The sequence below is a fragment of the Phytobacter ursingii genome, from assembly GCF_001022135.1.
In the GTDB taxonomy this organism is placed as follows: Bacteria; Pseudomonadota; Gammaproteobacteria; order Enterobacterales; family Enterobacteriaceae; genus Phytobacter; species Phytobacter ursingii.
On the sequence record NZ_CP011602.1, the window covers coordinates 3,294,114 to 3,316,175 of the forward strand.

The window sequence follows — 22,062 nt, forward strand, 5'->3', positions numbered from 1 at the left end:
AATAAAGGGGCAGAAGCCCCTTGCTTTATTACTGGTCAGCCAGGCCCACCCCGATTGATTCAGGGCGGGTGGCATTGACGCCATACCACACTGCAATACGGCACAGGCCGGACAAAGTGCTGATATCACCCTGCGTTGCGAAGATGCCATTCAGACCCACATCAGGAATGCTGAAAGAGGTAGTTTTCATACCAGCAAACAGTTCGTGGTTAGCCGGGATTGGCTGGCTTACGATACGGATTGAATCATCAGCCCAGAACACGTTTGTACGCGCTGTTGCGGTATTCAGCACGTTAACTGCCATGGTGTTAGCCAGAGACGTATTGACGTTGGCATAGGCCCGCTGCTCAGGAGATAGAGCGGTATCGTCCAGTGCGATCGGTTTCGGAGTGATCTCAATATGAGTGCCATCAACAACACGAACAACAGAGAATGTTGCGTCGTGGGTGAGAACGTTCTTCGCCATCTGTGATAAGAATTTCACTCCGGTAAAGCTGATTTTATCGCCGCGTTTCAGTCCGGTAGTGGCTGACAGAGTTACGGTAGCCAGACGATTGTCTACGTTTCGTTTGTTGCCGTCAGCATCCAGGTCCCATGCAACGGGCTGGAATTTTTGTGCGCCACTAACAGTCAGTCCGGTAGCAGTTGATGCCGTCAGAGTTGGCAGTTTAGGAGAGCGAAGCACATCATCAAATCCAGCCACCTGACGTTGAATCGTGCCGTCTTTGTATGCATCTTCCGGAATTCGACCAAACATGTCGCGGTTAATCAGGTCATGACCTGCCGACTTGTAGTCTTTCGGGTTAAAGAAGTAAGACAAACCGGAATCGCGGTTCAGCTCGCGAGAAAACATGATTTCTTCTGCGTCTGCAACGAAATCCCATCCGCTACCAGCAGTTGTGCCGATAGGGTCAGAACTGGTAACGACCAGAGAGCCCATTTCAGCCGCCAGATTGGCAATTTTCACTTCACAGTTACTTGCCAGTTTCTTAGCTGCTGAGTTAATGCGACGGCGATATGACGTTTCATCACGCAGATCGTCCGCACGCAACTGGAAGAAATCGTTATCAGGCTCGCCCAGGCTTACCGGAACGTTAAGCTCCAGAATGCCAGTTGCCTGTCCGCTAAGATCCCACCCCTCCTGAGTAGGAGACTCCTGCTCTACAGGCATCCAGATGGTATTGCTGGAGCGCTGCATTTCAGCAGCAGGAGGGGTGTATTTGCTCGATTTCTGTGCCATCGGCGTCAGACTGGTGATAGTTTCGATCACCTCATCAATTGCCAGCGTCACCATTTGACCTTCGTTAAGAGCCATTATCGAATTCCTTGTAATTGTTTCTTAATCTTGCGGTAAGTCTCCACATCGCCCTTACTTGCCGCTGCATCCATCTGTTTCTGTAGTGCAGCTTTATTGGCCGCAGTTACATCTCCAGTAACAGGAACATCAGCAGCAGGAGCGGAGGAAACTTGCTTACCGCGAGGTTTGAGAGTTAAACGTTCAGATAGTCGAGTGAGTTCAATCAGCGCTGACTGCCCATCCATCGCCAACAACTGGCGGGCTTTCTCCGGGTTAGAACCCAGGTGATATATGATCGCCGCAGACTTCTCAGGGAAAAGACGCATGATGTCCACGCCAACCTGTGGCGGAACAATCTGCATGAATGCCTCTTCCTTCTCCTGGTAATCAGGAATATTGAGTTTTTCTGCTGCGTCATAGTGCTTACGAGCAGCATCGACGTATTGCGCTGATTGCTGAGTAAACTCCTGAGTTTTACGCCCCTGCTCAGCCACGGCATTACTGCGAGCATCCTGAGCTTTCACAAGCCATTCGTTATTGGCCTGCTGGAATGCTGCAAGTGCACGAGTCTGGTCGTATTCATATTTAGCCATGGCTTCATCAGAGAAGAAGTCATTAGCATTTGGCTGGGGAGGTAACTCAGGGTTTACCCGGATGTTCTCCGGCAAATCTCCGCGCTTGACTGCTTCTGCCTGTGCTTCAAGCTCACGCTGACGCTTGCGCTCAAGGCGACGCTGTGCAAATTGCGCGTTAGTTGCCGGGTCTTGTTTTTGCTTCGTCTCATCGTCTTTCAGGACAATCTCAAATCCGGAATCATGCACACCCTCTTCACTGGCATGTGAATTAGTATCGACTGCGGATGCCGCCGCATTATCGACGTGCACGACTTGGCCCTCAGAGCCCTGAGTTTCGGTGGTATCGAACATAATTAACTCTCTCTTATTGAGGTGTCTCGGCTACGCTGCCGGAAGGTGAATTTTGTCTCTGCGATTGCAGGATGTTGGCAATATCCATGCGCTGTTTATGCGTCTGGTCATTGCCTTTGAGGAGTAGCTCAGCATTGGCGCGAGCGTCTTCGCTGCGGTTTTGCTGGAATGAAGCAACTGTCTTGATGAACTCTATAAACTCGGATTGTTTATTGAGGTCCATGTTGTTGAATATTTCTGCAATTTTCGCTGAATTAAGCTGGTTTTGGGCTTCAACTTTAGCTGCGTCGATTTGCAGTGAAAGCGTCTGGTTCTGAGCTTTAGCAAGCTCTGCCTGACCTTGCAGAAGAACGCCCTGTGCCTGAACCATTGCCGGGTCTTGCTGGCCTTGTTTGGCCTGCTGAGATTCAATGAGCCATTGCTGCTCCTCTGGCGTTTCAGGTCGCTTGGCTCCCATGATGATTAGCTGTTTGTTAGCGTAATCACGCATAAGCTCAACTCCTTTACCATCCAGCAATGTGAAATACTGGAGCAACAGGAGTTGATACTCAGGAGTACCCTGCTGGGTTTTACCAAGCAATTCAAGAATCTCTGCACGGTTCTGCTGTTTCATGCTCTGGAATGACGGGCCAACATCTGTGTAGCACTCATAACGACCACGAATGTCGTTGAGAACAACACGTTCGCCAGTTGTCAGATCAACCATCTCAGTAAGCAACTGAACTTCTTTCTCGCTGCCATCTTCAAGGGTGACCGTCACGGTGCGAGGAACGTCATAAAGGTCATTTACCATAGACTGGTATATTTCACCGTCACGGCGCATTGCGGTAGCCAGGTTATCCTGGAACACATACGTCTCCAGGTCGGAGCGCATGTTTAGCTGGTTTACAGTGTCAAATGCTACCTGCCCGCCGTTTACCGCTTCTGCATCAACTCCAAGAGTGGCAACCTCCTTCACTGCATTGGTTGCCGCCTCAAGCATGTATGCGTTTGCTTGAGGTACTTCCGGGCTTTCCATGTACGCAATAGGCGTTGGAGGAAGGTCTCCGCTATTCTCATCAGTGCGGTTAATCAGGTAGTAAGGGTACGCATCGGTGCCGCTATACATATGCTCATATCCGGAGATCTGCTCCGAATAAAAGAATGGTTTCTTCTGCGGGTTACGGGCAACTATGTCAGCGTTGAATGACATAATCATGTTGCGCAGTCGCTGCCCGTCTTTGGTCAGCCTTACGACGCCTTCATACACCTCTTTGCTTTCTACAAATCCCCACTCGCCATAGCAAGGAACAATTGGGATGTGTTCACCTGCAATAAGCTGCTTGTCTTTGTAGATATCAGACGAAGACAGAATTGTTTTATATACCCGGCGACGCTTAATCTGACGTTCTGCAACCTTGATGAATCCACGGTCTGCCAGTTCATCAATCACATCTTTAATATCGCGTTTGAAATAGCTAACAGGCTCGCCTGTGATAGGGTCTTGGTAGATAAATGCTGTCTCTTTCTTCTCTTCCACCTCGTAGAATTCAGCGATGTGGATAGTGTCCTGAGTTATCCATGGGAATACCCAATCGTTCGGACTCTGGAAGCCGGGGATATTGTCATCATCAAGACCATTTTTCTCTGCGTAATCCTCCCAGCCTTCTTTGCTCATCGAGTGAATTATGGTGCAGTGACGAGCATCAGACTTATCCATCTGCTTGCTGTTACTGTCCCAAATCACACATGAACAGGCAGAGTGAATGGGCTCTCGACGGATAATCTGATTATTACTGGTAGGGTCCTGGTCTTCATATTCAGTGACGATGCGCCAAGCACCTACGCCTGATTCGATTTGCTCACGAACAGCGACGTTTACCGCTATCTTTGCTGAGTTGTGCCGCATATCTGTACGGTACATTCCCATCAAAGTATCCGCGGCATCTGGCCCTGCTTTGTCTTTAGGGCGATACAGCACATCAATAGGATTCTGGCGCATCTCTGCTACCAGTTTGCGCACTACCGGGCGCACTACATCGAACTGTCCCCGATACTGCAATGTGGTGTACTGGTTTAGCCAGTCGTCCCATTGAGAGACTCGGGAAAAGAACAGATCATTCTTCGCCTCGGTTCTGGCTTCATCTCCGGCTGTCCAGTCTGCATCGAACTTGCACAGAATGCTCTCCAGCCTGTTTTCGTTGTCAGCCATTATCGTCCTCTGGAAACTGGTCTAATCGGTGCGGGTATTTTCTTTTCTTTCGGTTTCTTGATGTCTCGCATCATCCTGGAGAATCTGCGCATCATGTAGCCATACCGCGTTGCGGATAGTACGTCATCGTTGATTTTCACGATTTTCCCATTCTCATCGCGGTGGTAGAGACGGAACTCGTCAAAGAAATCTTCGCAGGTATTGAAGATGCGGAATCTACCTTCAATCATCAGGTCCCTTATCTCAACTATCCCAGGCTCTACTGCGTTTCCACCATCGGGCCATGTTGCATGCTCAGTCAGCATAAGGAATCCAGCATCGGCATACTGTGTACGTAGCTGCTCACCACCACCCTTCTCATGCTGATGTCCATCGTGAGGCCATGCTACAGGTATCTTTTGGCTCCATGCCTTTACCGCACTCCATGCCTCTGTTGCCGTCTTTTCTTTCTTCTTCCAGACGCGTGCGAGATAGAAAACATCCTCGTCTTTATCCCACCATAACTGGATATGTGCCTGAGGGTGGTCCCACCCAAAGTCACAGGCGTTGATGACGTAGAAATGGTCAGGACACTCGAATGGCTGGCACTTAATGGTTTCTTCCGGTATCTGGAAGATGCGACCGCTGCCCATTGTTGGGATGCCACGTGCGCGGGCTTCTCGCTCATGCTCAGGATATGAGGCTACAATCTGTTCTTTCTGCTCATCCGTGTAGTGATCGGCATCGTAGATTGTCATGGTGACAACCTTCTGAGCCTTACTCGGATTCTTTATGAACTTGGTAACGACATCTGACATACCCATCAGCGGTGTAAATGTCAGTAGTGAGAATTGCCCGTACTTGTTAGTACGTGTCAGGCCTTCTCCATAGATGCTGTAAGGCGGCTCTTCGTCAAACCATACTCCATGTATAGTGTCACCCTGCCAGCGTGCACGCCCTTGTGAGTACGGCTTGAAATAGCAGATAGACATGCCATCAACAACACCATCGGCGTTATGATGGCGGACAAGAATATGGTCTACCAGGTTGGGATAAAACGGAGACTTTTTCCAACTGATGATGTCTTCTTTCGGTATTGAACCGTAACCTGGCTCATCGTTCTCTTCAATTCGACCGCAAAGAATACGCTGAGTAGTTTTTGTTACAGTCTCGTTGGTTTCTCCCCCGACCCAGAATACAACTGGCGTATTGAATCGTTTTCCGTTCCATTCACCGCCATACATCCCATCATCAGGGTAACCATTTGTGCCAGGGTAACGTCCTGTAAGGTGAAATGCTACTTCCGCCCCGCCAGTGTATGACTTACCAAGCTGGTTACCGGCCATGAAGCACCGTTCAGGGTATTCTGAACCTGCATCTATGAACTCTCGTTGTTTTCCGTAAGGCGTATATTCAAACAACTGATGGGTATTGCGGTACGCTTCTTCCTCTTCCAGCAATTCGAGCAATTCTATCTGCTCGTCTTCGCTTAATTTGTCGAGAACAGCATCAATTTCTTCCACGGTTGAAAAGCTCCTTGATGCGGGAGCGCCGCTTGTCGCGATCTCCCTTATCAGGTGTCACGTCTTCAACTTGCGACTGCTCTTTGAGGCCCAGGTCACGGGCTATGATGTTGGCATTCAGCAGATCTGCTGCTGCTCCGGAGAATTTCTGGTCGTAGATTGTTTCTTCTGCTCGCGTAGTGACGTAATTAAAATCTTCACGAGCCTTATACAGAGCCCATGTTGGCTTTGTTATGTCGAGGAACAAAAGCAAGCCTGTAATAGTCATTGCGCGCATCTTGGCGATGGGCTCTTGCGTAACCTCTCCCTGATATGCGAACGCCTTCATCTCCCATAATGGGTTTTTCTCCACCCACTCGAAGTACTCACAACATGCTGACCACAACGCCTCAGGCGATTCGAATTTAGGGTTTCGCCCGTGGCTGCTGCGAGCCTCCCAAAATCGATTACCCTTTGGAGCGGCCATATCTGTTTCCTCGTTAATCATTATCAAGCCCACCCGTAGATGAGCTTTGGAATGGAAAGCCGTTGTGAAATGGGCTCTCAAAACCACAAATTTGTGGTTATGCTGCCAGGCGGTGTTGTTCTTCAATCAGCGGCAAGCGGTGATTACGGTCAAACAGACCTTTCAGCGCCTCTTTGCGTTGATCGAATGTCCAACCCATTGTGATAAATACGGTGTCCGCTCTCTGTAATTCAGTAATGGCTCGAATCTGTTCAGCGGTAAGGTAATCGCGAATTGCTTCATCTTTGCCGATGTCGTTTTCTTTGCGGAATCTGGCAGACGGCTTGCCTAACACGATTCGGTTGATCATGTCGGCTTCATTGCTGAAATGGTAATGCTCTGGCGCTTTACCTTCCGATTCTTTCAACCGCTTAATGGCGTCAGTCATAGGCCGGTATTCAAGCCTTGCCACTTCCCGTTCAGCCCGAATCGCTGCTTCTTTTTTGGCTAACTCACGATACTGGATAAAGCTATCTACCAGCCTGACCTGTCCGTCTTTTGCTTTATCTCCGCCGATGAATGGCATCGCAATCAGGAATCCGCGTTCGGTTAGCTCATAGCAGGCGATTTCTTTGTTTTGCTTACTTATGTAAGAGGAGGCTCTGAAATCGGAGGCTCCTAAATGCCCGGATGCGATGAGTGAATCTATGCTACTCATGACGCGGAAATGTTCGCGACCAAACTCCTTGGCTACAACATCGGTGTTAACAACAGGAACACCATTAACTTGCTTAATGAGATTCTTCATTGCGATTACCTTTTAGAAAATGAGCCTGTCCACCAGGAAGTGCCGCCCGAGAGAGTCCGCCGACTATAACGACATTCCTCAGGCTCACTTACTGAAAGGCTCTCGGTGGAGATAGCGCGGGTGGATGCGCTGGTCTGGAGCAATAAAAAAGCCCAGCCATTTCTGACTGAGCTTTGATGATTCTTGTCGCAGCGTTCGCTCTGCTTTTCAGCGGTGCTCGGCTACTTACGGCTTGCCCGTCAGCCAGATCGGATCACCATCCTTGCGGGGTACACAATCTATTTATTTGGTTATCACGCCAGCATCCTGACCTGCACGGATATAGTCTTGCAGCGCTTTCAGTTTTTGCTGGTCGCTGATGATTCCGGCGCGGATATCGAGAATGTTTCGTCCAGCTTCTGGAGAGATTTCGACGCTGGCTGCATTGTCCAGGCTGCTGGCGCGTTTAGCTGTATCTGCTGCGAGCTGACAGGTTGCAAGTTTTGCGTTTGCGAACCGCAGGCGCTGATTGCCAGTGGTAATGTCATCACGCAGAGCCTGATTTTTAGCGAGAGCATCGTTTAGCTCCTGGGTGTTTTTCTGGTCGCTGGCTGAGACAGTTTTTGCGAATGTTTGCTGCTTTTGTAGCGTATCGACTGTCTGCTTAGTGGCTTCGTCGCTAATCGCTTTTAACGCATCAGAGTGCTGTTTGTTCAGCGTGGCAATATCAGCGGTGAATTTATTGTCAGTCACCCACCATGAAGACCATGCGCCAAGCAAAGCGCCCAACAGCAACGCAATCCCGCACCACTTCCAGCCAGGCTGAAACAGTGAGGTGATATTCATTTTTGCTGGTCTGCACTGGTATCAGTTCCGGATGCCGTATCAAACTGTTTGATAGCGCGGGCGATGATGCCGCACACAGATACGCCAGCGACGATGTAGCCGAGATATTGCGCCGGGATGAGTGCTTTCACACTATCCGGAATTTGCTCCCACACGGAAGCAACCAGCGCCAGCACAGCCAGAATGCGAACTGACCACATTTTCCACAGTTGCGGAAGGTTATCGATGAATTTCATTTTCCCACCAGGACGCTTTTAGCGACGCTATAACGAGCTTTGCGATCATCCAGACCGTTAGTCCCGCCGTTGATACGTTTTGTCAGTCCGACAATGTCATCTTTGTCTGCAAATGAATTGCAGTTGTTAACACTCCAGAACCAGCCAGCAGAACGAGCCGCATTCTGGTCCAGAAGCAATAAATCAGGATTGTTTACGAGGTCGAGGCCAAGCGCTTTACCGCAGGCATCATAATTAGCGCGAAATGTGACCTGTTTCAGTCCGCGACCCCGATACTTCCAACCATCACCTGGTTGTGTGTTGCCGTAACGACCGCCGTATACGATGTTGGCAATATCAGCCTGTCGCGCCGGAGATAATGCTAATTCACCAGGCTTGCGTCCGAGCTTTTCTCTTTGAGCAGCAGTAAGGCGATCACCAAATATGAGCAGCCCGGCAACTGAATAATTCAGCGATTCTACAACTGAGCGCCAGCCGTTCGATTCAGCGCCAATCTGTGCCAGGAAATGCGCTTCACGCAGCGGCGTATTGATGCCGAACTCATCCATCACTTTGATGATGTGCGGATACCACTTGTCAGCCAGAGATGCGCTAATCCCGGTAGCGCGGGTGAACTGGTCTTTGGTCATGATTCACCTCAGAAAGAGACTTCGCGCTGAATACGATTGACTGGCTTTGGTTGCTCAGAGCTTGGTATTGCCTTGCCGTCCGGCGTGATAATCACAACACCAGGCGAGTTTTGCGCGGTTGAGTTAGCCAGTTGTTGTTCGGCTTTTAATGCCCTCATCTCTGCTACTGTTCGCTGGCGGTTCATGTCACTGACCAACTTCATTGCATCGTCGCTCTTGCTCATTGAGTCGTTGAGCTGATTGCAAAGAATCGCGGTCAATACCAGAAAAACAATCGGCACGAAATCGATAATATATCGCCCGATTCTCAATTCAGTTCTTGCCATAATCATCACCATTTTCATTCTGGCTAAACCACGGCAGCTTCTTTAACACCGCAGCGCCCTGCCAACCGGCAGCGCCACAGCCCATCCCAAGAATATAGAGCGACCATTGTTTATCCAGGCCATAAAGCGCCATCATAGTCCCAGCGAAGATCGACACGACCATATGACTGGGCAAGGTGACTTTTTCACTCTGCGGGCGGATCTGATACTTTGCCAGTGAGCCGAGCACGGTCATGATGAGCGCGAGAAGCAACGCCGGAAGTATTTCCGTGTTTGCCATTGCGTAGTCTCCACCATGCGGTGGCTAATGAAAGTCAGAGCCGGAAAGTATCCAACTCTCAAATAAAAAACCCGCCACGGCGGGAAGGGGAAAGGTATTGGACGCAATAAAAAAGCCACCGCGCAACTTAAGAGTCACTAACGGCAGCTTATGCATTTATAATTGCTCAATTGCTCAACGATGTCAACACGTTCTACGCAACATGTTTAATTTTATCGACACGTTTGCGGTTATTGAACGCATTTACCATTGGTTGATAGAGAAGGAAGAGTGAAGCGTTGAGTATTTCATCCACTTCACGACGACAAGTGATTAGCGATGGCTTGCGAATTCTTTCACCACCTCTTCCTGTCATTTTGCGAGGACTTGCGACCTTGTGATAGTAGGATGATATGGAGTACCTGGATGAGCCGTGAGCGTAGTAGCTGAGAATGATGCCAAAAGCTTTTTTGTCGATGAGCAGGACGGAATCTACGACCTGAGAAATCAACATTCCATCATCATCATTGCACATTGGCCTGGTTAATATCCTTCCCGGCTCTGCGCTCTCCATAAACTTCGCTATAACGCTGCTCATGCGTTTTTCCAGTCTTCCTGAGTAAACCCATGCGCCCCATAGCTCAAGCCATCCATTGAGCCATTCATGCTGGTCATTTGTGAGTTTTAATTCACGTATGCTCACGCTACCTCCGGGCCATCAGGCTTATTCAATCCCAGGCGATTAACCAGTTCTCTCCTCGCCTCCTGCAATCTGTTTCTGGCCTCTTCATTAGCCTGCAATGCTGCATCAATTGTTACCAGTTGCTGTCTGTCAAACTGGCGTTGCTGTGCAGATGTGATAGGTGTGACGGTGCTCATTTCTGCCACCTTAAAGCTGCTTCAAGCTCAGATTGTGGAATTGCTCGTAGTGTTTTCAGTTCATCGCCACGCAGGTTTCTGACGCCCATAAAAACCACACCTGATGGCGTCTTAACTGCGTGAACATTTCTTGCTCGATACATATTCAGAAGCGAAAGCGTGTTTTGCGTCGTCATGCTGGCTCTCCCACTAATGAATCAAGTTGTCGGCGTAGCATCTTCAATGCGCCGTCAGGGAATGGTTGTTTGCAAAGGCCGTTGAAGATGCTTCTGACCTGTCTGTCGGTTAGTTTGGGGAGTATCTGCCGCACTGTTTCGCGGATGGTTGCGTTGATTTTCCTGCCGTCGAGCTGCGCGAACTTAACAGCCAGCTCCACAGTCACAAGCGCATCAAGGTACTGCTCGCATGCTTCTCTGCTTACACCTGTCATGCTGCCTCACTCCTGTTGCTGATTAACTCGCGAAGCAAAGCCCTGTAATGCGCTCTAATCGCATCCAGTTCTTCGCGGGTATATCGATGGGGGGTATTGTTGTTTTCAAGCGCCTCAACGCGTTCTGCGCCGATTTTGGCTATGAGATTGATGCGGTACGGACCGATAGCTCCTGAGTGATGCACATTGCATGCTGCACATTGGCTATGGACGTTATCCTCATTGAACCTTAGTTGTGATGCCGCCGCCGTTGTCCGGTAATGCCCTGCGTGGTAGCTGATGGCTGTTGTGCTGCCGCAGCTAATACAGATATCCCCATCTCTGGCTCTGATGTAATCGTTAAATGCTCGCTGGGTCATGCTCATCCAGTGGCTTAACGGTTTCACATTGGCTTTTCTTTCCCGCCACTTCGCACGCTCAGCTTTATCGCGCTTGCTCTTCTCGCATTCAGCATTCTTCGCATCCACGCGGCGATTGAATTCGAGTGCGCATTTGTAGTTGTGGCAGACTTTCTGGAGAGAACTTCGTGGGATGTATTCAGTAGAGCAGATGGGGCAAATTTTAGGCTTCGGCTGCTTGATGCGCCGGGACATATTCCCTCCAGTGCTTAACCATAATTGAGTACGGAACGCGCAATTTAATACCGTGTGCGTTGGCCCATTGCTGAACGCCAGATGGTGGTCTGTTGATGGCGGAAGCTATAACTTGCAACGGTACTTTCCCAGCTACGCGAGCGATGTAATCTTTCTCCAGCTTGCTGTAAGGCTTGTTTGGGTTAATCGGTAGGGCCATCTTCATCCTCTTCACGCATTTCGCTATTGGGGTCTGCGTACAGCAAAACAGCGCACGTATCGCAAACATGACATTCGACAGGAGCAAGCCGTATTCCGCACTGGAGACAATATCCTGCGCGGTGATTACTCTCTGACTGGTATTGCTGGATAGATTCAGGGGTTAGCATGGTTGGCATCCTGCATCATGAGGAAGACAATCATGGCGGCGCGGAGTGGGTTTTTGTGCCATGCGCTTGCGTAGTTATCAAAAATATCTTCCCTGCCTAAATATATTTCAGCCTTCCACTCATCATCAGCACATCGAGGAGATAGCATTATTTTGTTCTCAAAAATGATCTGCCATGCGTCGGCTGGGTTGTTGCATGGGTTAAACTTATTCCCGTTTGAAACTTTAAAATCGCCTACCCAATACGCACTTGTTTGCCAGATTGGCCCTAATTCAGATGGGGAAAAACAAGCGCCGAATGAATCTTCTGACTCAGGGATAAAGAAATGCATATCAATATCCAGAGCGATAACCACGCGTTTGTTAATCTCAAAATCACTCAATTTAGAATAATCAGTCATATTTCCTCCTGGCGCGCATGCGGTCCCATCTCACCTGGACCAGGTGCGCGGTGTAATCGAATGAAGGTATTTTGGATGGCGGTACTTCTGGCTTGCGTTTCTTGCGGTGGGTGACGCGGAATATCAGATTGTCTAAGGCTAACTGTGTGATGCTTCGTCGCTGTCGCGCCATACGTCCTCCTGTGTTTGAGGTAACGGCATTTGACCGACTGGCGTCCTTTCACAACGGATACACCACCGGAACCAGTAAGATTGCCCGGGACGAAACCGGATATCTTCTTTTCGCTCTCCGCAGCGGTAGCAATGTTTCATGCGACCACCTTGAGCGTTGCAGGCCTCATTCTGCTTCTGCCGTATTTCATCAGCGTATCGCGATCAACAGTTGTCATTCGGCAATCGCCAGCGCGTGGGTATGGATGCCAGATAACCAGCATTTGGCCTTTGTTATTCCCGGACACCGGTTTGCCAGTTGATGCGCTCAGGAATGCCAGCCGACCGCCAGTAATGAATCTGACCTCGTGCGCCGTTTTGATAGCCTCAAGAAACCAGCCAACGGAACAATCGGCATTGAGTAGCATCACGCAGCCTGTCCAGTTATCTGCATTTTCCTGGGCTGCCTTCTTCACGAAAGGCATCGGGTGGCTATAAGGCGGGTTAAGCCAGACATAACCGGGAATATCCGGCATTACTGATTGCCATGGCGTTTTAAGAGTGTCCTGCGTTTCAGTGATATGGCTATAGCAAAGGCGGTTCTCTGCGCTTGCGGCTGCATCCATCACGAAACAGAACTCAGCATTCAGAGCGTGGAATATCTCTGGCGGCGTTCGCCATAAATCCTTCTGCTCTTTCGGTGTGTTTGATTTATCGGTCATGCTGCTTTCCTTCCTGAGCGTTGAAACCATTCAATTTCCCGCTTTGAATCCTCACTCCACCGCACGTTTCTTTCAGCTCCAAACCAGAACATGATTTCGATAAGCTCGGTCATGTTGGCCTTGCGCATCTTGCTGGTACGAACTCCGAACATCACAATGCCGCCGTCAATGCCGGGTGCGCTGCGATGTTCCTGGTTCTTTGTTTTTAGCCAGAGAGCAGTAAACAGGTCTTTCCAGTCAGCCTCGTCATAGCGCTTTCCATGCCAAAGCACCTGGCGCGACACATCCTGTAGCATGGGCCACATACGGTCGTTTTGTGCTTTGCTTCGCTTGGGTTCTTTAACGTGGACTTCGTGTGGTGACTTGGCGTCGATGGGTAATGCGAGAATGGTGTCTATGGCGTTATTTCTGATTGCTTCGCTGCGAAGCTGGTATGTCTGCTTCATCTCCCACTCTCCGTTCCCATGCTAATGCGGCTTTAACCTTTGATGATTCTTCTGGCCCTTCCGCGCCGCAGTTCCCGCAATAAGCAAAGAACCACCGGGCATTGCTATGGGCGACAATGCCAATATCTCCGCTTCCGCAGAATGGGCATGGTTTTGATAGGCTCATCTCACTTCTCCTTAAACGGCTTTTACAGTGCTCACTCTCCCACCTCCATCAGCTCATCGGGAATGTCTACCGTGTCACCAAGACGCTTGAGCACTTCATCAAGCAATGCGTTATATCCAGCGATGTAACCGGACACTCCAGTGTTTTCCTGTGTGAATGACACGCTGAGGAATTTCACTGCGTCGTCCATTGTGAGTTTCTTCGGAAGCAGCTCTGCTGTTTTAACTTTCATACGCGCACCCATCCTTTTCCAGCAATGTTAGCAACCAATCCTTTCTTGCGGAGCGATTGCATTCTTCGGTCGATAACCTCAATACCTTTCACCTCATCACGGTACTTAAGCCAGATATCCCAAATTGGTGTCGGGTGCTTGTTTAATATCGCCAAAATTCCACAATCCATTTCTTCGTATTTTTTAACTTTCACGATTGACTCCTCACTGCAGTTCTTCAAACTTATAATCTTCGTCATGAATTACCTCGTCATGCAGGTAAACCATCCCTCCCTCAATCATAATTACGTCACCGTACTCGTCCTTTTCTGGCTCCAAATCCCTTTGGCAGAAAGGACAGTAGTGAGTTTTACTTTCCGCACTCATCGTCTCATCTCTCTCAGTAATTTATTGAACAGGGCGGTCGCACCACGATTTATCGTCGTGAAGCTCTTTGCAGCGAAGCCAGATGCAGTCGTAAACGAATGGGATGAAAGCGTTGAAGAACTCTTCTCATTGTGACTTTCGGAAACCAGTTGCCTCGTCTACCATCGCCTCAATCGGCGTTCTGCGAACTGGTGGGCGGGTTACGCCATAAAGCCGCTCGAAGTTTTCGATAAGCTCCAGCTCTTCCAGGCAGATTTCGAGCACCGCAGTGAATCGTGGGTTAGTGGCCAGTAGCAGCTTAATTTGTGCAGGTAAGCTCATACCGCTCTCCCGTAGAAGCTCAGCACTCGTTTCATTGCTTCGCTGTTGCGGCATTGGGTGAAAATATCTGGGATGTTTGTCGGCATTTCTGGCAACTCGATATCCTCTTGCGTCACCTCATCAGCCGGAAAGACTTCTGCATCTCCGACCGCTGTATACAGATAGCTTCCTGACTTACCATGCTTCACGAGCTGATTTAGTCGCACCATTTCGCATATCTGACTGGCGATGCGCTGATAGGTCACGCTCATCATGTCGGCTATTTCCTTGCCACTCAGCGGTCCATATTTACGCAAGGTATTTGCTATCTTCTGCCGGACGGTTCCCGCTCTCCTCCGCATCTCCTGGCTACGCTTATTACCCGCCGCTCCACGCGCTGTCATGTACTCACGGCCGCCATTTTCAAGCCACAGGTTGAAATCTTCCTGGCTCGCAAAATGACCAATAGCAACCTGGGAATGTATAGCGCCAAGCTCCCTGAGTTTCGCCAGTTCAGTGCGAACGGAGTTTCTGGATACGTTGAGCTTTTGGTGGATGGTGTCGGTGGTTACAGGCTGGTTTTCTTTGATGCAGGCGATGATTCGTTTTTTAAGTGAGTCCATCATTTTCTCTCCCGGTAGCTATCCCAGGTGAATGACAATGTGCATCCTCCGCCATCGTTCATTCGGTCAATTACACGCTCACCGATGAATGCAGCCAGTTCATCTTTGGTCTGATTGCTTATCAGGATGGTGGGCTTCATTCGCTCATAGCGAGTGTTGATGATTTCGAACATAATCAGCTTCTCAGCATCACTTCCGAACTGGACGCCAACCTCGTCAATAATCAGCAGGTCAGGCCTGGTGAAATAACGGATCACATCATCTTCGGTGCGTGTTGAGCCTTTGGACCATGTTGACTTGTACTCTCTCGCGATTTTCAGAGCTGTAGTAAATACGGCGGAACTCTGGTGTTCAGTGATTACATGGCGGGCTATGGCAAGCGCCAAATGATTCTTCCCTGTGCCAGGCTTACCGCACATGACAAGGCCGCCACCTTTTTGCAGACGTTCAGGCCATCGACTGGCATACGCCTCGCAAACTCTCAAAGCTCGCCGTGCATCGTCGTTTACCGGTTCATAGTTCTGCAAAGTGCAGCTCTCAAATCTGGCAGGGATGTTTAACGAATCAAGGAGAGACTCAATATTTCTTTTGCGAGCCGCTTCATCGATGCGAATCCTGTCGCCTTGCAGTCGGATAAGCTCATCACTCAAGCATCCAGGGCAACGACTTGGGCGGGGAGGAATTTTAATGGCCGAGCCAGTATAAATTCGCGTTCTGCACTCAAACTTCCCATGTTTCTCGCAGGTTTCAGTGCTTAAAGAAACTTCGGTGTCTTCAATTTCGGCGGGTGGATTTTTAAGGCTATCAATAAGCTTCTCTAGCTCAGAGATTTTTTCGTCAAGTGTCATGATTATTCCCTCGCCCAATCAGGGACTACGGTCTGCCCGTAATCTTTGGTGGCAAAGTTTTCTGGCTGTCTATTACCAGCGCTTCGTTGTGGTGGCTGTGCTTTTCTTCCGAACTTAACGGCGTTTCGCAGCCAGGTATTCAGCGCCAAATTCCAGTCCTTGAAAGTCGACCCCCTTGACTGGTGATAATCGGCAAATGCCGGAACCTCAGAATCCAGTGAAACTCCAAGGCTATCTGCCAGTTTTTTATTCCCATCATTAGGAGAGAAATTATTAGGGTATTGAGTGGCATTTTTCTTCGGCTTTTCAGGTTTAACTGAATTTTCTTCCCGGGGGACTATAGGGGGTTTATTTGTATTGTCTTTCTTTGTCTTTAAAGAATGTCTTTTGTGTGTCTCTGGTTTAGAGACTTCATTTGTCTCTAACTTAAAGACACCTTTTGTCTCTAACTTCGAGACTAAATTGCTAACTTGGAGACACTTGCTGAAATGCCATGCAGAAACCTCCTTGTTAACGCCAATTTGACTGCCATCCATAAACAGGCAACCCATAGAAATCAGCTCTTTCTTCGCCTTGTTTACGTTCTGCCTGGACAGTCCGGTTAACTGAGCAATTTGCTCATCAGCAATGCGATCTGTTTTCTTGTTGAAGCCGTATGTCTTACGGATATACGCCAGCATTACTTTAAGCTGACGAGCGGTTAAATCGGCGCTTGCAATAGCTTCCAGCAGCTCGTTAGCGAATCTGGTATAACCATCATCGATATCAGCCACTCTACGCTCCTGTTCTCCAGGTTCAGGTCCGGGGAATTTGATTACTTCGGCGGTATTTGTCATACTTACTCCTGTTAGATTTGTTGGCGTAACACAGTGTCTAAAAATCCATCGTGATTTGAGAATCCTCGGTCTTGCACACCGGGGATTTTTTCTTTGTGAGAATCGCCGCCACCTGAGACGCAAGCCTTGCCATCTCATCGTCAACAATCCCCCACTCCAGCACAGCCAGTAACATCGACAGCTTTGGTATCCAGTCTCGTTTCCACCGGCTTATCTGAGCTTTATCGACACCGACAGCGGCTGCTGTTTTATCTGTTCCCAGCAGTGCGATTTTGTTTAGCAAGGCACTCTCTATGCGCAATGCCTCGCTGTTGCGTTTCTTTGCAGTTTCCATGATTGATACTTACCTTAGTGAAATAGATAGTTATGCAGCCCCTTTCAGGTTGCGAAATATCTCCACATTTCGGTGGAGACGTGAGCCAGTTTTGTTAAAGAGCGGTGTTGCTTACGCGGCCATTAATTCAGGCCAGATACTCGTCCAGTCACCAGGATGAAGATGCTTTGACCTGCCCCCAGAGTTAGATACAACCTTCAGTTAGTAATGTCGGTTGGTTTTTCTTCATATTTCCCGTTTCGCCAGCCCGCTGCAAATTCAGCCGGCGTCAGGTAATTCAGTGATGAATGTGGTCGACACTCGTTATAATCCAGTCGCCAGTCATTAATGATCTTCCTGGCGTGAACAATATCGCTGAACCAGTACTCATTCAGGCATTCATCACGAAAGCGTCCGTTAAAACTCTCAATAAATCCGTTCTGCGTTGGCTTGCCGGGCTGGATAAGTCGCAGCTCCACACCATGCTCAAAAGCCCACTGATCGAGTGCGCGGCAGGTAAACTCCGGGCCCTGATCGGTTCTTATCGTAGCCGGATAGCCGCGAAACAGCGCAATGCTGTCCAGAATACGCGTGACCTGCACGCCTGAAATCCCGAAGGCAACAGTGACCGTCAGGCATTCCTTTGTGAAATCATCCACGCAGGTCAGGCACTTGATCCTGCGACCTGTGGCCAGTGCGTCCATGACGAAATCCATTGACCAGGTCAGATTGGGCGCCATCGGGCGGAGCAGCGGCAGACGTTCTGTTGCCAGCCCTTTACGACGTCGTCTGCGTTTTACACTCAGGCCATTAAGTTGATAGATGCGGTAAACCCGCTTGTGGTTAACGCAAAGACCTTCACGTCGCAGAAGCTGCCAGATACGCCGGTAACCAAAACGGCGGCGTTCAAGTGCCAGCTCTGTGATGCGTAGAGACAGCTGCGCGTCAGCAGGCGGACGCTGAGCCGAATATCGGCAGGTTGACAGGGACAGACCTGCCAGCCTGCAGGCACGACGTTGCGACAGACCCTTAGCCTCGCACATGACTTCCACGGCTTCCCGCTTCTGGTCTGTCGTCAGTACTTTAGCCCAAGAGCCACCTGAAGCGCCTCCTTATCCAGCATGGCTTCAGCAAGCAGCTTCTTGAGTCTGGCGTTCTCTTCCTCAAGAGACTTCAGGCGCTTAACCTCAGGCACCTCCATACCGCCATACTTCTTACGCCAGGTGTAAAAGGTGGCGTCGGAAATGGCGTGCTTACGGCAGAGCTCACGGGCAGAAACGCCGGCTTCGGCCTCGCGGAGAATACAGATGATCTGTTCGTCGGAAAAACGCTTCTTCATGGGGATGTCCTCATGTGGCTTATGAAGACATTACTAACATCGCGGTGTATTAATCAACGGGGAGCAGGTCATACAATCCCGACATAACCCCGGGCGATTTAATCATTCGCCAGCGCGTCAAACCCTTCCCTTCCCTTCCCGCTCTGAATTACTCAACCGCAATAGCTTCGATAACGAGCATCGACTCGCTAATAACAGATACCTCACTGCACGATTAAAGGAGATGCAGAAATGATTAAACGCTTTAGATACGACTTCAAATCCGGGATTGTTGCAGATGGGAAAGGCGATTTTATTTCATATGCTGAATATGAAGAATTGCAACAAAAACTGGTAGCAGTGACTGAGCAGCGCGACGCGTTGGTGGTGGAAAATTCCAAAGCTCGCGAGCGCCATATTTTCATCCGCGCATTGGCCGTTTCCATTCTTGAACATAGTGGTGGACGTATGGACTGGCGCGGCGCGATGGAAGACGCAAGCGAGCTAATAAAAACTGTCGATGAAGTTTATGCATCAACCCCCGCCACATCCTCCGCAATCGCAGCGCTGAGAGCGGAAGCACAGGCTGAGGTGATTCCAGAAGGTTATGTACTTGTTCCTCAGGAAATGCATCTACCAGCCGAGTCTATGGAAGGTATTTGCGTCCATTGCGGCGACGGTGGACATCAGTTTGGCGAATTTACTGACGGGACGTTGTTTGTTGGTGAGGTCGATTACGGCGACGGGAAGAAGGTTTACGGATTGCACATCGCAACCGCCGAGTACCCGGAGGAAGGATGCTCAACCATTTGCGAGTTCGCCCGCCAGCTTCGCGAGAGCAAAGGGGAGGTGCAATCGTGATTTCCATGACGCTTGAAGAATTTCGTAAAACCATCAAATCACAGGGTGTTGAGCATAATGACTTCGCTTTCAAATGCCCAATGTGCGGGACTATTCAGTCAGCAAGAATGCTGATAGCCGCAGGTGCCGGGAAAGATTTCGAAGAAGTTGAAAAGTACTTGGGATTTTCCTGCGTTGGTCGCTTTACGGGGAAAGGTAGCCCATCAAAAGAAAAGGGCAATAACCATGGATGCAACTGGACTCTTGGCGGCTTGTTCAGCATGCATGAACTCGAAGTGGTAACACCAGATGGCAATAAGCATCCTCGATTTGAAGTAGCCACACCAGAAGAGGCAAAAGCCCTGGCTGTGAAATCCAGCGCAGTCGAGAGCAAAGGAGCGCAGAAATGAGCGAATACAAATGCTGCCTGTGCGGGAAAATCTGCGATGGATATTCCTGCTATGAATATCGCGGATTCATTTCCTGCGAAGAACATTTCGAACAGGTAATTGCGAAAGTCGATATTCGCAGAGCTGAAATTATCGCCAGAAACAACGCAGTTACAAAACCTCTTGCTGGTCTTGATATCGATCCGCGCAGTGCGATTGGGCGCGCAAATCGTGAGTTATTAGCCCCAGCAATTGAGATAGCTGGTAAAGAAACTTTGGCAGAACAGCAATACCGCAGGGGTGAACTATGACCAACGAACAGATTCAGGAATTCAAAGCGGCTGCTGAGAATTTGGCAACAGCAGAAGAAAGATATGACCGGGCAGAAATTACTATTCGTGAGTACATATCTGTAAATGACCAATACCACAACTTTGTTAAAGACCATGCCAACATCCTCTCCCTGCTGGCAGAGCGTGACGCTGATAAGGCGCTGATTGCGGAAAGCGTTGTGCTATTTGAAACGCTGCGCCAACGCATCGCTGAACTGGAGATCATCCGCGCTTCTGCTGAAAAGTTGGTTCGTTGCAAAGGCCGTTACCACAGTGAGCAGAATTACAGGGCGTTGGCGGCATTGTTTGGCGTGAGCGCTCCAGACCTTCCGCCTCTGGATAGTGAGGCCCGCACGGTCACCGTTAAGTTGCCGCCAGTCTCATTTTTCGACTTCAAGTTAAGCTCGCGTTTTGCGTCAGGCGCATACGTCAATGTTGAAGCGATGAACAAGGAACTTGCCGCCGTTGGCATCACTTTAGTCGTGGGGGAGTGAAAGATGAAACCAGCAAATTTTGCTCCAGTTTATTGCGCACTTTATCCGGCGCTGGCTGAGATAGCTCGCAAGCATGGTTATGCGATGGCTATTCACGGAACTATGGCGCGTGACTTTGACATGATATGCATTCCGTGGGTGGAGAAGCCATCAAAGCCAGAGGATGTAGTTGCGGAAATTACCGCTACCTATGCCACCACGGATATCACCAATCCTGGATACAAGCCTCACGGGCGTCTCGCTTACTCCGTGTGCTTTGGGTTCGGGGAGTTCTTCGCTGATTTATCGTTTACGCCTGTTGAGTCGGCGTATTTTGACGGCATAAAAGCCGCTGCTGACTGGATAGATAAAAAACGTGAGGCATACGACGACGAGCACGGGATGACTGACACAGCAACGGGTTCGTTTGAGTTCGGCAACGATGCACAGCATGAATATTCGTACTCTCTGGTAGAGCTGGCTGATGGGATTCGTGCGTTAACAAAAAGAAATCAGGAGGACTTATGACAACACAATTACCGATACCGAAAGAGCGTCTGGAGCATATTTTAGCGCACTGCAAACGCGAAGCCCATGAAAACATGGCACCAATAAGTGCGGGGTCAGCAGTTGAAGTTATAGGCGCACTCCTGGCGGCGCATGAGCAAGAGCCGGTGGCGTGGATTATTGAGGATGAAGTGAACGGAATTCCGCAGCATATTTCTTCCGTTAAAGAATATGCGCTGGCTTATCCTGAACGCAAAGTAACGCCGCTCTACACCCACCCCGCGCCAGTCCCTGCGGTGCCGGATATTAACACATGGCGAATTGCTTTTGAGTACTCTGAGCGTCAGCGTGATGATGGTTTTAACCTGCATAAATGCGGAGAAGCATACGAAAGCTATAAAACTCAGGAGCGATGGGAATCATGGTTATCAAGCCGCGCCGCCATGCTCAACGGGGGTAAATCGTGAAAGACGAAACGTTGTTGTCTGATGAACAGGCGGCATTTGAGAAATTCATGGAAGAAAAATTCCGTGACCTCATCGACCGCCGTCATGTGAAAAATGGTGATGGTGGGTATTTCGCCTGGGACATGGTGGTCGCATGGATTGTTTGGCAAGGCCGCGCAGCCATCCAGTCCGGTAATTCAGGACATGTGCCCGCCGGGTATGTGCTGGTTAGCGCTGAATTCATTGATACGGTAAATCAGGCTTTTAAAGAGGTCGGCGACAGGAAGTCATTCCCCGGTCACTCTCATGATATTCCTGGTGTTTGGGATAGCGATAACGGAGAAAAAGCAAACAAGCCGTGTGCGCAATGCGCCATGTGGTCGAAGCTTCATGACATGCTCGCCGCGGCACCTGTGGCATCTGACGGCTGGATTCCGGTAAGCGAGCGGATGCCTGAATTTAACGATGAGGTATTGGCGTGGCATCGTCATGGGTATTCACTGATTGCGGTTTACAGTACATCAAAAGACCCTATCACATACAAAACATATCGCTGCCTGGTAGACAACAAAGGCCATGAAATCGATGCTACTCACTGGCAACCTCTGCCAGATGCGCCGAAGGTGACACCATGACCAGCA

Annotated in this window: 36 protein-coding genes and 2 pseudogenes; 8 read left to right on the plus strand and 30 right to left on the minus strand. The window is 49.6% G+C overall.

Annotated features, from left to right (window positions below):
- Nucleotides 1-28: 28 nt before the first annotated feature.
- The 30 genes from AB182_RS19115 to AB182_RS19260 all read right to left on the minus strand — a co-directional run bounded on the left by AB182_RS19115 (nucleotide 29) and on the right by AB182_RS19260 (nucleotide 18,455).
- Entirely contained in the window at nucleotides 29-1,315 is a 1,287-nt protein-coding gene (locus AB182_RS19115) for a P22 phage major capsid protein family protein (RefSeq protein ID WP_047371480.1), read from the minus strand.
- A complete protein-coding gene (locus AB182_RS19120; protein WP_047371481.1) occupies nucleotides 1,315-2,223 on the minus strand; it encodes a scaffolding protein in 909 nt (302 codons plus the stop codon). The genes AB182_RS19115 and AB182_RS19120 overlap by 1 nt, the downstream gene beginning before the upstream one ends.
- A gap of 13 nt (nucleotides 2,224-2,236) precedes the next feature.
- Nucleotides 2,237-4,414 carry a portal protein gene (locus AB182_RS19125; protein WP_047371482.1) on the minus strand — a complete coding sequence of 726 codons (2,178 nt, stop codon included), beginning with the start codon at nucleotides 4,412-4,414 and terminating at the stop codon, nucleotides 2,237-2,239.
- Nucleotides 4,414-5,916, minus strand: coding sequence for a terminase large subunit domain-containing protein (locus tag AB182_RS19130; RefSeq protein WP_047371483.1), 1,503 nt, complete (start codon nucleotides 5,914-5,916; stop codon nucleotides 4,414-4,416). Before AB182_RS19130 ends, AB182_RS19125 begins: the two co-directional genes overlap by 1 nt.
- On the minus strand, nucleotides 5,903-6,382 hold the full coding sequence (locus AB182_RS19135; protein WP_047371484.1) for a DNA-packaging protein: 480 nt from the start codon (nucleotides 6,380-6,382) through the stop codon (nucleotides 5,903-5,905). The genes AB182_RS19130 and AB182_RS19135 overlap by 14 nt, the downstream gene beginning before the upstream one ends.
- 97 nt (nucleotides 6,383-6,479) lie before the next feature.
- Nucleotides 6,480-7,169, minus strand: coding sequence for a Rha family transcriptional regulator (locus tag AB182_RS19140; protein WP_047371485.1), 690 nt, complete (start codon nucleotides 7,167-7,169; stop codon nucleotides 6,480-6,482).
- A 282-nt stretch (nucleotides 7,170-7,451) separates the two neighbouring features.
- Nucleotides 7,452-7,994: a lysis system i-spanin subunit Rz gene (locus AB182_RS19145; RefSeq protein ID WP_052958880.1), complete on the minus strand. Its 543-nt coding sequence runs from the start codon at nucleotides 7,992-7,994 to the stop codon at nucleotides 7,452-7,454.
- Nucleotides 7,991-8,230: a DUF7940 domain-containing protein gene (locus tag AB182_RS19150; RefSeq protein WP_047371486.1), complete on the minus strand. Its 240-nt coding sequence runs from the start codon at nucleotides 8,228-8,230 to the stop codon at nucleotides 7,991-7,993. The genes AB182_RS19145 and AB182_RS19150 overlap by 4 nt, the downstream gene beginning before the upstream one ends.
- On the minus strand, nucleotides 8,227-8,859 hold the full coding sequence (locus tag AB182_RS19155; protein WP_047371487.1) for a glycoside hydrolase family 19 protein: 633 nt from the start codon (nucleotides 8,857-8,859) through the stop codon (nucleotides 8,227-8,229). The genes AB182_RS19150 and AB182_RS19155 overlap by 4 nt, the downstream gene beginning before the upstream one ends.
- Nucleotides 8,860-8,867: 8 nt before the next feature.
- Nucleotides 8,868-9,185: a hypothetical protein gene (locus tag AB182_RS19160; protein WP_139153713.1), complete on the minus strand. Its 318-nt coding sequence runs from the start codon at nucleotides 9,183-9,185 to the stop codon at nucleotides 8,868-8,870.
- A complete protein-coding gene (locus AB182_RS19165) occupies nucleotides 9,172-9,465 on the minus strand; it encodes a hypothetical protein (protein WP_047371489.1) in 294 nt (97 codons plus the stop codon). The genes AB182_RS19160 and AB182_RS19165 overlap by 14 nt, the downstream gene beginning before the upstream one ends.
- A gap of 193 nt (nucleotides 9,466-9,658) precedes the next feature.
- On the minus strand, nucleotides 9,659-10,147 hold the full coding sequence (locus AB182_RS19170; RefSeq protein ID WP_047371490.1) for an antiterminator Q family protein: 489 nt from the start codon (nucleotides 10,145-10,147) through the stop codon (nucleotides 9,659-9,661).
- Nucleotides 10,144-10,323 carry a hypothetical protein gene (locus AB182_RS19175; RefSeq protein ID WP_047371491.1) on the minus strand — a complete coding sequence of 60 codons (180 nt, stop codon included), beginning with the start codon at nucleotides 10,321-10,323 and terminating at the stop codon, nucleotides 10,144-10,146. Before AB182_RS19175 ends, AB182_RS19170 begins: the two co-directional genes overlap by 4 nt.
- Nucleotides 10,320-10,499, minus strand: coding sequence for a hypothetical protein (locus AB182_RS32360; protein WP_139153714.1), 180 nt, complete (start codon nucleotides 10,497-10,499; stop codon nucleotides 10,320-10,322). The genes AB182_RS19175 and AB182_RS32360 overlap by 4 nt, the downstream gene beginning before the upstream one ends.
- A complete protein-coding gene (locus AB182_RS19180; RefSeq protein ID WP_047371492.1) occupies nucleotides 10,496-10,753 on the minus strand; it encodes a DUF7740 domain-containing protein in 258 nt (85 codons plus the stop codon). The genes AB182_RS32360 and AB182_RS19180 overlap by 4 nt, the downstream gene beginning before the upstream one ends.
- A complete protein-coding gene (locus AB182_RS19185; RefSeq protein WP_047371493.1) occupies nucleotides 10,750-11,346 on the minus strand; it encodes a recombination protein NinG in 597 nt (198 codons plus the stop codon). Before AB182_RS19185 ends, AB182_RS19180 begins: the two co-directional genes overlap by 4 nt.
- A 354-nt stretch (nucleotides 11,347-11,700) precedes the next feature.
- Nucleotides 11,701-12,114: a phage protein NinX family protein gene (locus AB182_RS19195; protein WP_047371494.1), complete on the minus strand. Its 414-nt coding sequence runs from the start codon at nucleotides 12,112-12,114 to the stop codon at nucleotides 11,701-11,703.
- Entirely contained in the window at nucleotides 12,107-12,286 is a 180-nt protein-coding gene (locus tag AB182_RS19200) for a NinE family protein (protein WP_047371495.1), read from the minus strand. Before AB182_RS19200 ends, AB182_RS19195 begins: the two co-directional genes overlap by 8 nt.
- Complete coding sequence (ninD, locus tag AB182_RS30850) at nucleotides 12,253-12,426, minus strand: protein NinD (RefSeq protein WP_071845912.1); 174 nt, start codon at nucleotides 12,424-12,426, stop codon at nucleotides 12,253-12,255. The genes AB182_RS19200 and ninD overlap by 34 nt, the downstream gene beginning before the upstream one ends.
- Nucleotides 12,423-12,986 (minus strand): phage N-6-adenine-methyltransferase, encoded by a 564-nt coding sequence (locus AB182_RS19205; RefSeq protein ID WP_047371496.1) that lies wholly within the window; start codon nucleotides 12,984-12,986, stop codon nucleotides 12,423-12,425. Before AB182_RS19205 ends, ninD begins: the two co-directional genes overlap by 4 nt.
- Entirely contained in the window at nucleotides 12,983-13,432 is a 450-nt protein-coding gene (locus AB182_RS19210; protein WP_047371497.1) for a recombination protein NinB, read from the minus strand. Before AB182_RS19210 ends, AB182_RS19205 begins: the two co-directional genes overlap by 4 nt.
- Nucleotides 13,389-13,598, minus strand: coding sequence for a Lar family restriction alleviation protein (locus AB182_RS33380; protein WP_047371498.1), 210 nt, complete (start codon nucleotides 13,596-13,598; stop codon nucleotides 13,389-13,391). The genes AB182_RS19210 and AB182_RS33380 overlap by 44 nt, the downstream gene beginning before the upstream one ends.
- A 31-nt stretch (nucleotides 13,599-13,629) precedes the next feature.
- Nucleotides 13,630-13,830 carry a hypothetical protein gene (locus AB182_RS19220; RefSeq protein ID WP_047371499.1) on the minus strand — a complete coding sequence of 67 codons (201 nt, stop codon included), beginning with the start codon at nucleotides 13,828-13,830 and terminating at the stop codon, nucleotides 13,630-13,632.
- Entirely contained in the window at nucleotides 13,827-14,024 is a 198-nt protein-coding gene (locus AB182_RS19225; protein WP_120785406.1) for a hypothetical protein, read from the minus strand. The genes AB182_RS19220 and AB182_RS19225 overlap by 4 nt, the downstream gene beginning before the upstream one ends.
- A 298-nt stretch (nucleotides 14,025-14,322) precedes the next feature.
- A complete protein-coding gene (locus AB182_RS29775; protein WP_047373370.1) occupies nucleotides 14,323-14,517 on the minus strand; it encodes a hypothetical protein in 195 nt (64 codons plus the stop codon).
- A complete protein-coding gene (locus tag AB182_RS19240; protein ID WP_047371502.1) occupies nucleotides 14,514-15,122 on the minus strand; it encodes a DUF977 family protein in 609 nt (202 codons plus the stop codon). The genes AB182_RS29775 and AB182_RS19240 overlap by 4 nt, the downstream gene beginning before the upstream one ends.
- On the minus strand, nucleotides 15,119-15,967 hold the full coding sequence (locus tag AB182_RS19245; protein WP_047371503.1) for an ATP-binding protein: 849 nt from the start codon (nucleotides 15,965-15,967) through the stop codon (nucleotides 15,119-15,121). Before AB182_RS19245 ends, AB182_RS19240 begins: the two co-directional genes overlap by 4 nt.
- A gap of 2 nt (nucleotides 15,968-15,969) precedes the next feature.
- The gene (locus AB182_RS19250; RefSeq protein ID WP_047371504.1) at nucleotides 15,970-16,803 is read right to left on the minus strand and encodes a replication protein; all 834 of its coding nucleotides are present in this window, start codon (nucleotides 16,801-16,803) and stop codon (nucleotides 15,970-15,972) included.
- Nucleotides 16,804-16,840: 37 nt separating this feature from the next.
- Nucleotides 16,841-17,137, minus strand: a complete 297-nt coding sequence (locus tag AB182_RS19255; protein ID WP_047371505.1) for a lambda phage CII family protein — start codon at nucleotides 17,135-17,137, stop codon at nucleotides 16,841-16,843.
- A 197-nt stretch (nucleotides 17,138-17,334) separates the two neighbouring features.
- Nucleotides 17,335-18,455, minus strand: a protein-coding gene (locus AB182_RS19260; RefSeq protein ID WP_120773466.1) for an IS3-like element ISKpn34 family transposase whose coding sequence is annotated in 2 segments (ribosomal slippage) — nucleotides 17,335-18,203 and nucleotides 18,203-18,455 — 1,122 coding nt in all. Because the reading frame shifts where the segments join, the coding sequence is not laid out codon by codon here.
- Nucleotides 18,456-18,538: 83 nt separating this feature from the next.
- On the opposite strand from AB182_RS19260, the pseudogene AB182_RS32055 reads away from it, so the two are divergent.
- The 8 genes and pseudogenes from AB182_RS32055 to AB182_RS19300 all read left to right on the plus strand — a co-directional run bounded on the left by AB182_RS32055 (nucleotide 18,539) and on the right by AB182_RS19300 (nucleotide 22,056).
- A pseudogene (locus tag AB182_RS32055) lies at nucleotides 18,539-18,690 on the plus strand (DUF2737 family protein).
- Entirely contained in the window at nucleotides 18,687-19,295 is a 609-nt protein-coding gene (locus tag AB182_RS32785) for a hypothetical protein (protein WP_052958881.1), read from the plus strand. The pseudogene AB182_RS32055 and the gene AB182_RS32785 overlap by 4 nt, the downstream one beginning before the upstream one ends.
- Nucleotides 19,296-19,300: 5 nt before the next feature.
- Nucleotides 19,301-19,684, plus strand: coding sequence for a VVA0879 family protein (locus AB182_RS19275; RefSeq protein ID WP_082137131.1), 384 nt, complete (start codon nucleotides 19,301-19,303; stop codon nucleotides 19,682-19,684).
- The gene (locus AB182_RS19280) at nucleotides 19,681-19,974 is read left to right on the plus strand and encodes a hypothetical protein (protein WP_047371507.1); all 294 of its coding nucleotides are present in this window, start codon (nucleotides 19,681-19,683) and stop codon (nucleotides 19,972-19,974) included. The genes AB182_RS19275 and AB182_RS19280 overlap by 4 nt, the downstream gene beginning before the upstream one ends.
- A gap of 224 nt (nucleotides 19,975-20,198) precedes the next feature.
- A pseudogene (locus tag AB182_RS31515) lies at nucleotides 20,199-20,342 on the plus strand (ead/Ea22-like family protein); the annotation flags it as partial.
- A 150-nt stretch (nucleotides 20,343-20,492) separates the two neighbouring features.
- Nucleotides 20,493-20,996, plus strand: coding sequence for a hypothetical protein (locus tag AB182_RS29790; RefSeq protein ID WP_052958888.1), 504 nt, complete (start codon nucleotides 20,493-20,495; stop codon nucleotides 20,994-20,996).
- The gene (locus AB182_RS19295) at nucleotides 20,993-21,442 is read left to right on the plus strand and encodes a hypothetical protein (RefSeq protein WP_052958890.1); all 450 of its coding nucleotides are present in this window, start codon (nucleotides 20,993-20,995) and stop codon (nucleotides 21,440-21,442) included. Before AB182_RS29790 ends, AB182_RS19295 begins: the two co-directional genes overlap by 4 nt.
- Nucleotides 21,439-22,056 (plus strand): DUF551 domain-containing protein, encoded by a 618-nt coding sequence (locus AB182_RS19300; RefSeq protein ID WP_047371508.1) that lies wholly within the window; start codon nucleotides 21,439-21,441, stop codon nucleotides 22,054-22,056. Before AB182_RS19295 ends, AB182_RS19300 begins: the two co-directional genes overlap by 4 nt.
- Nucleotides 22,057-22,062: the final 6 nt, after the last annotated feature.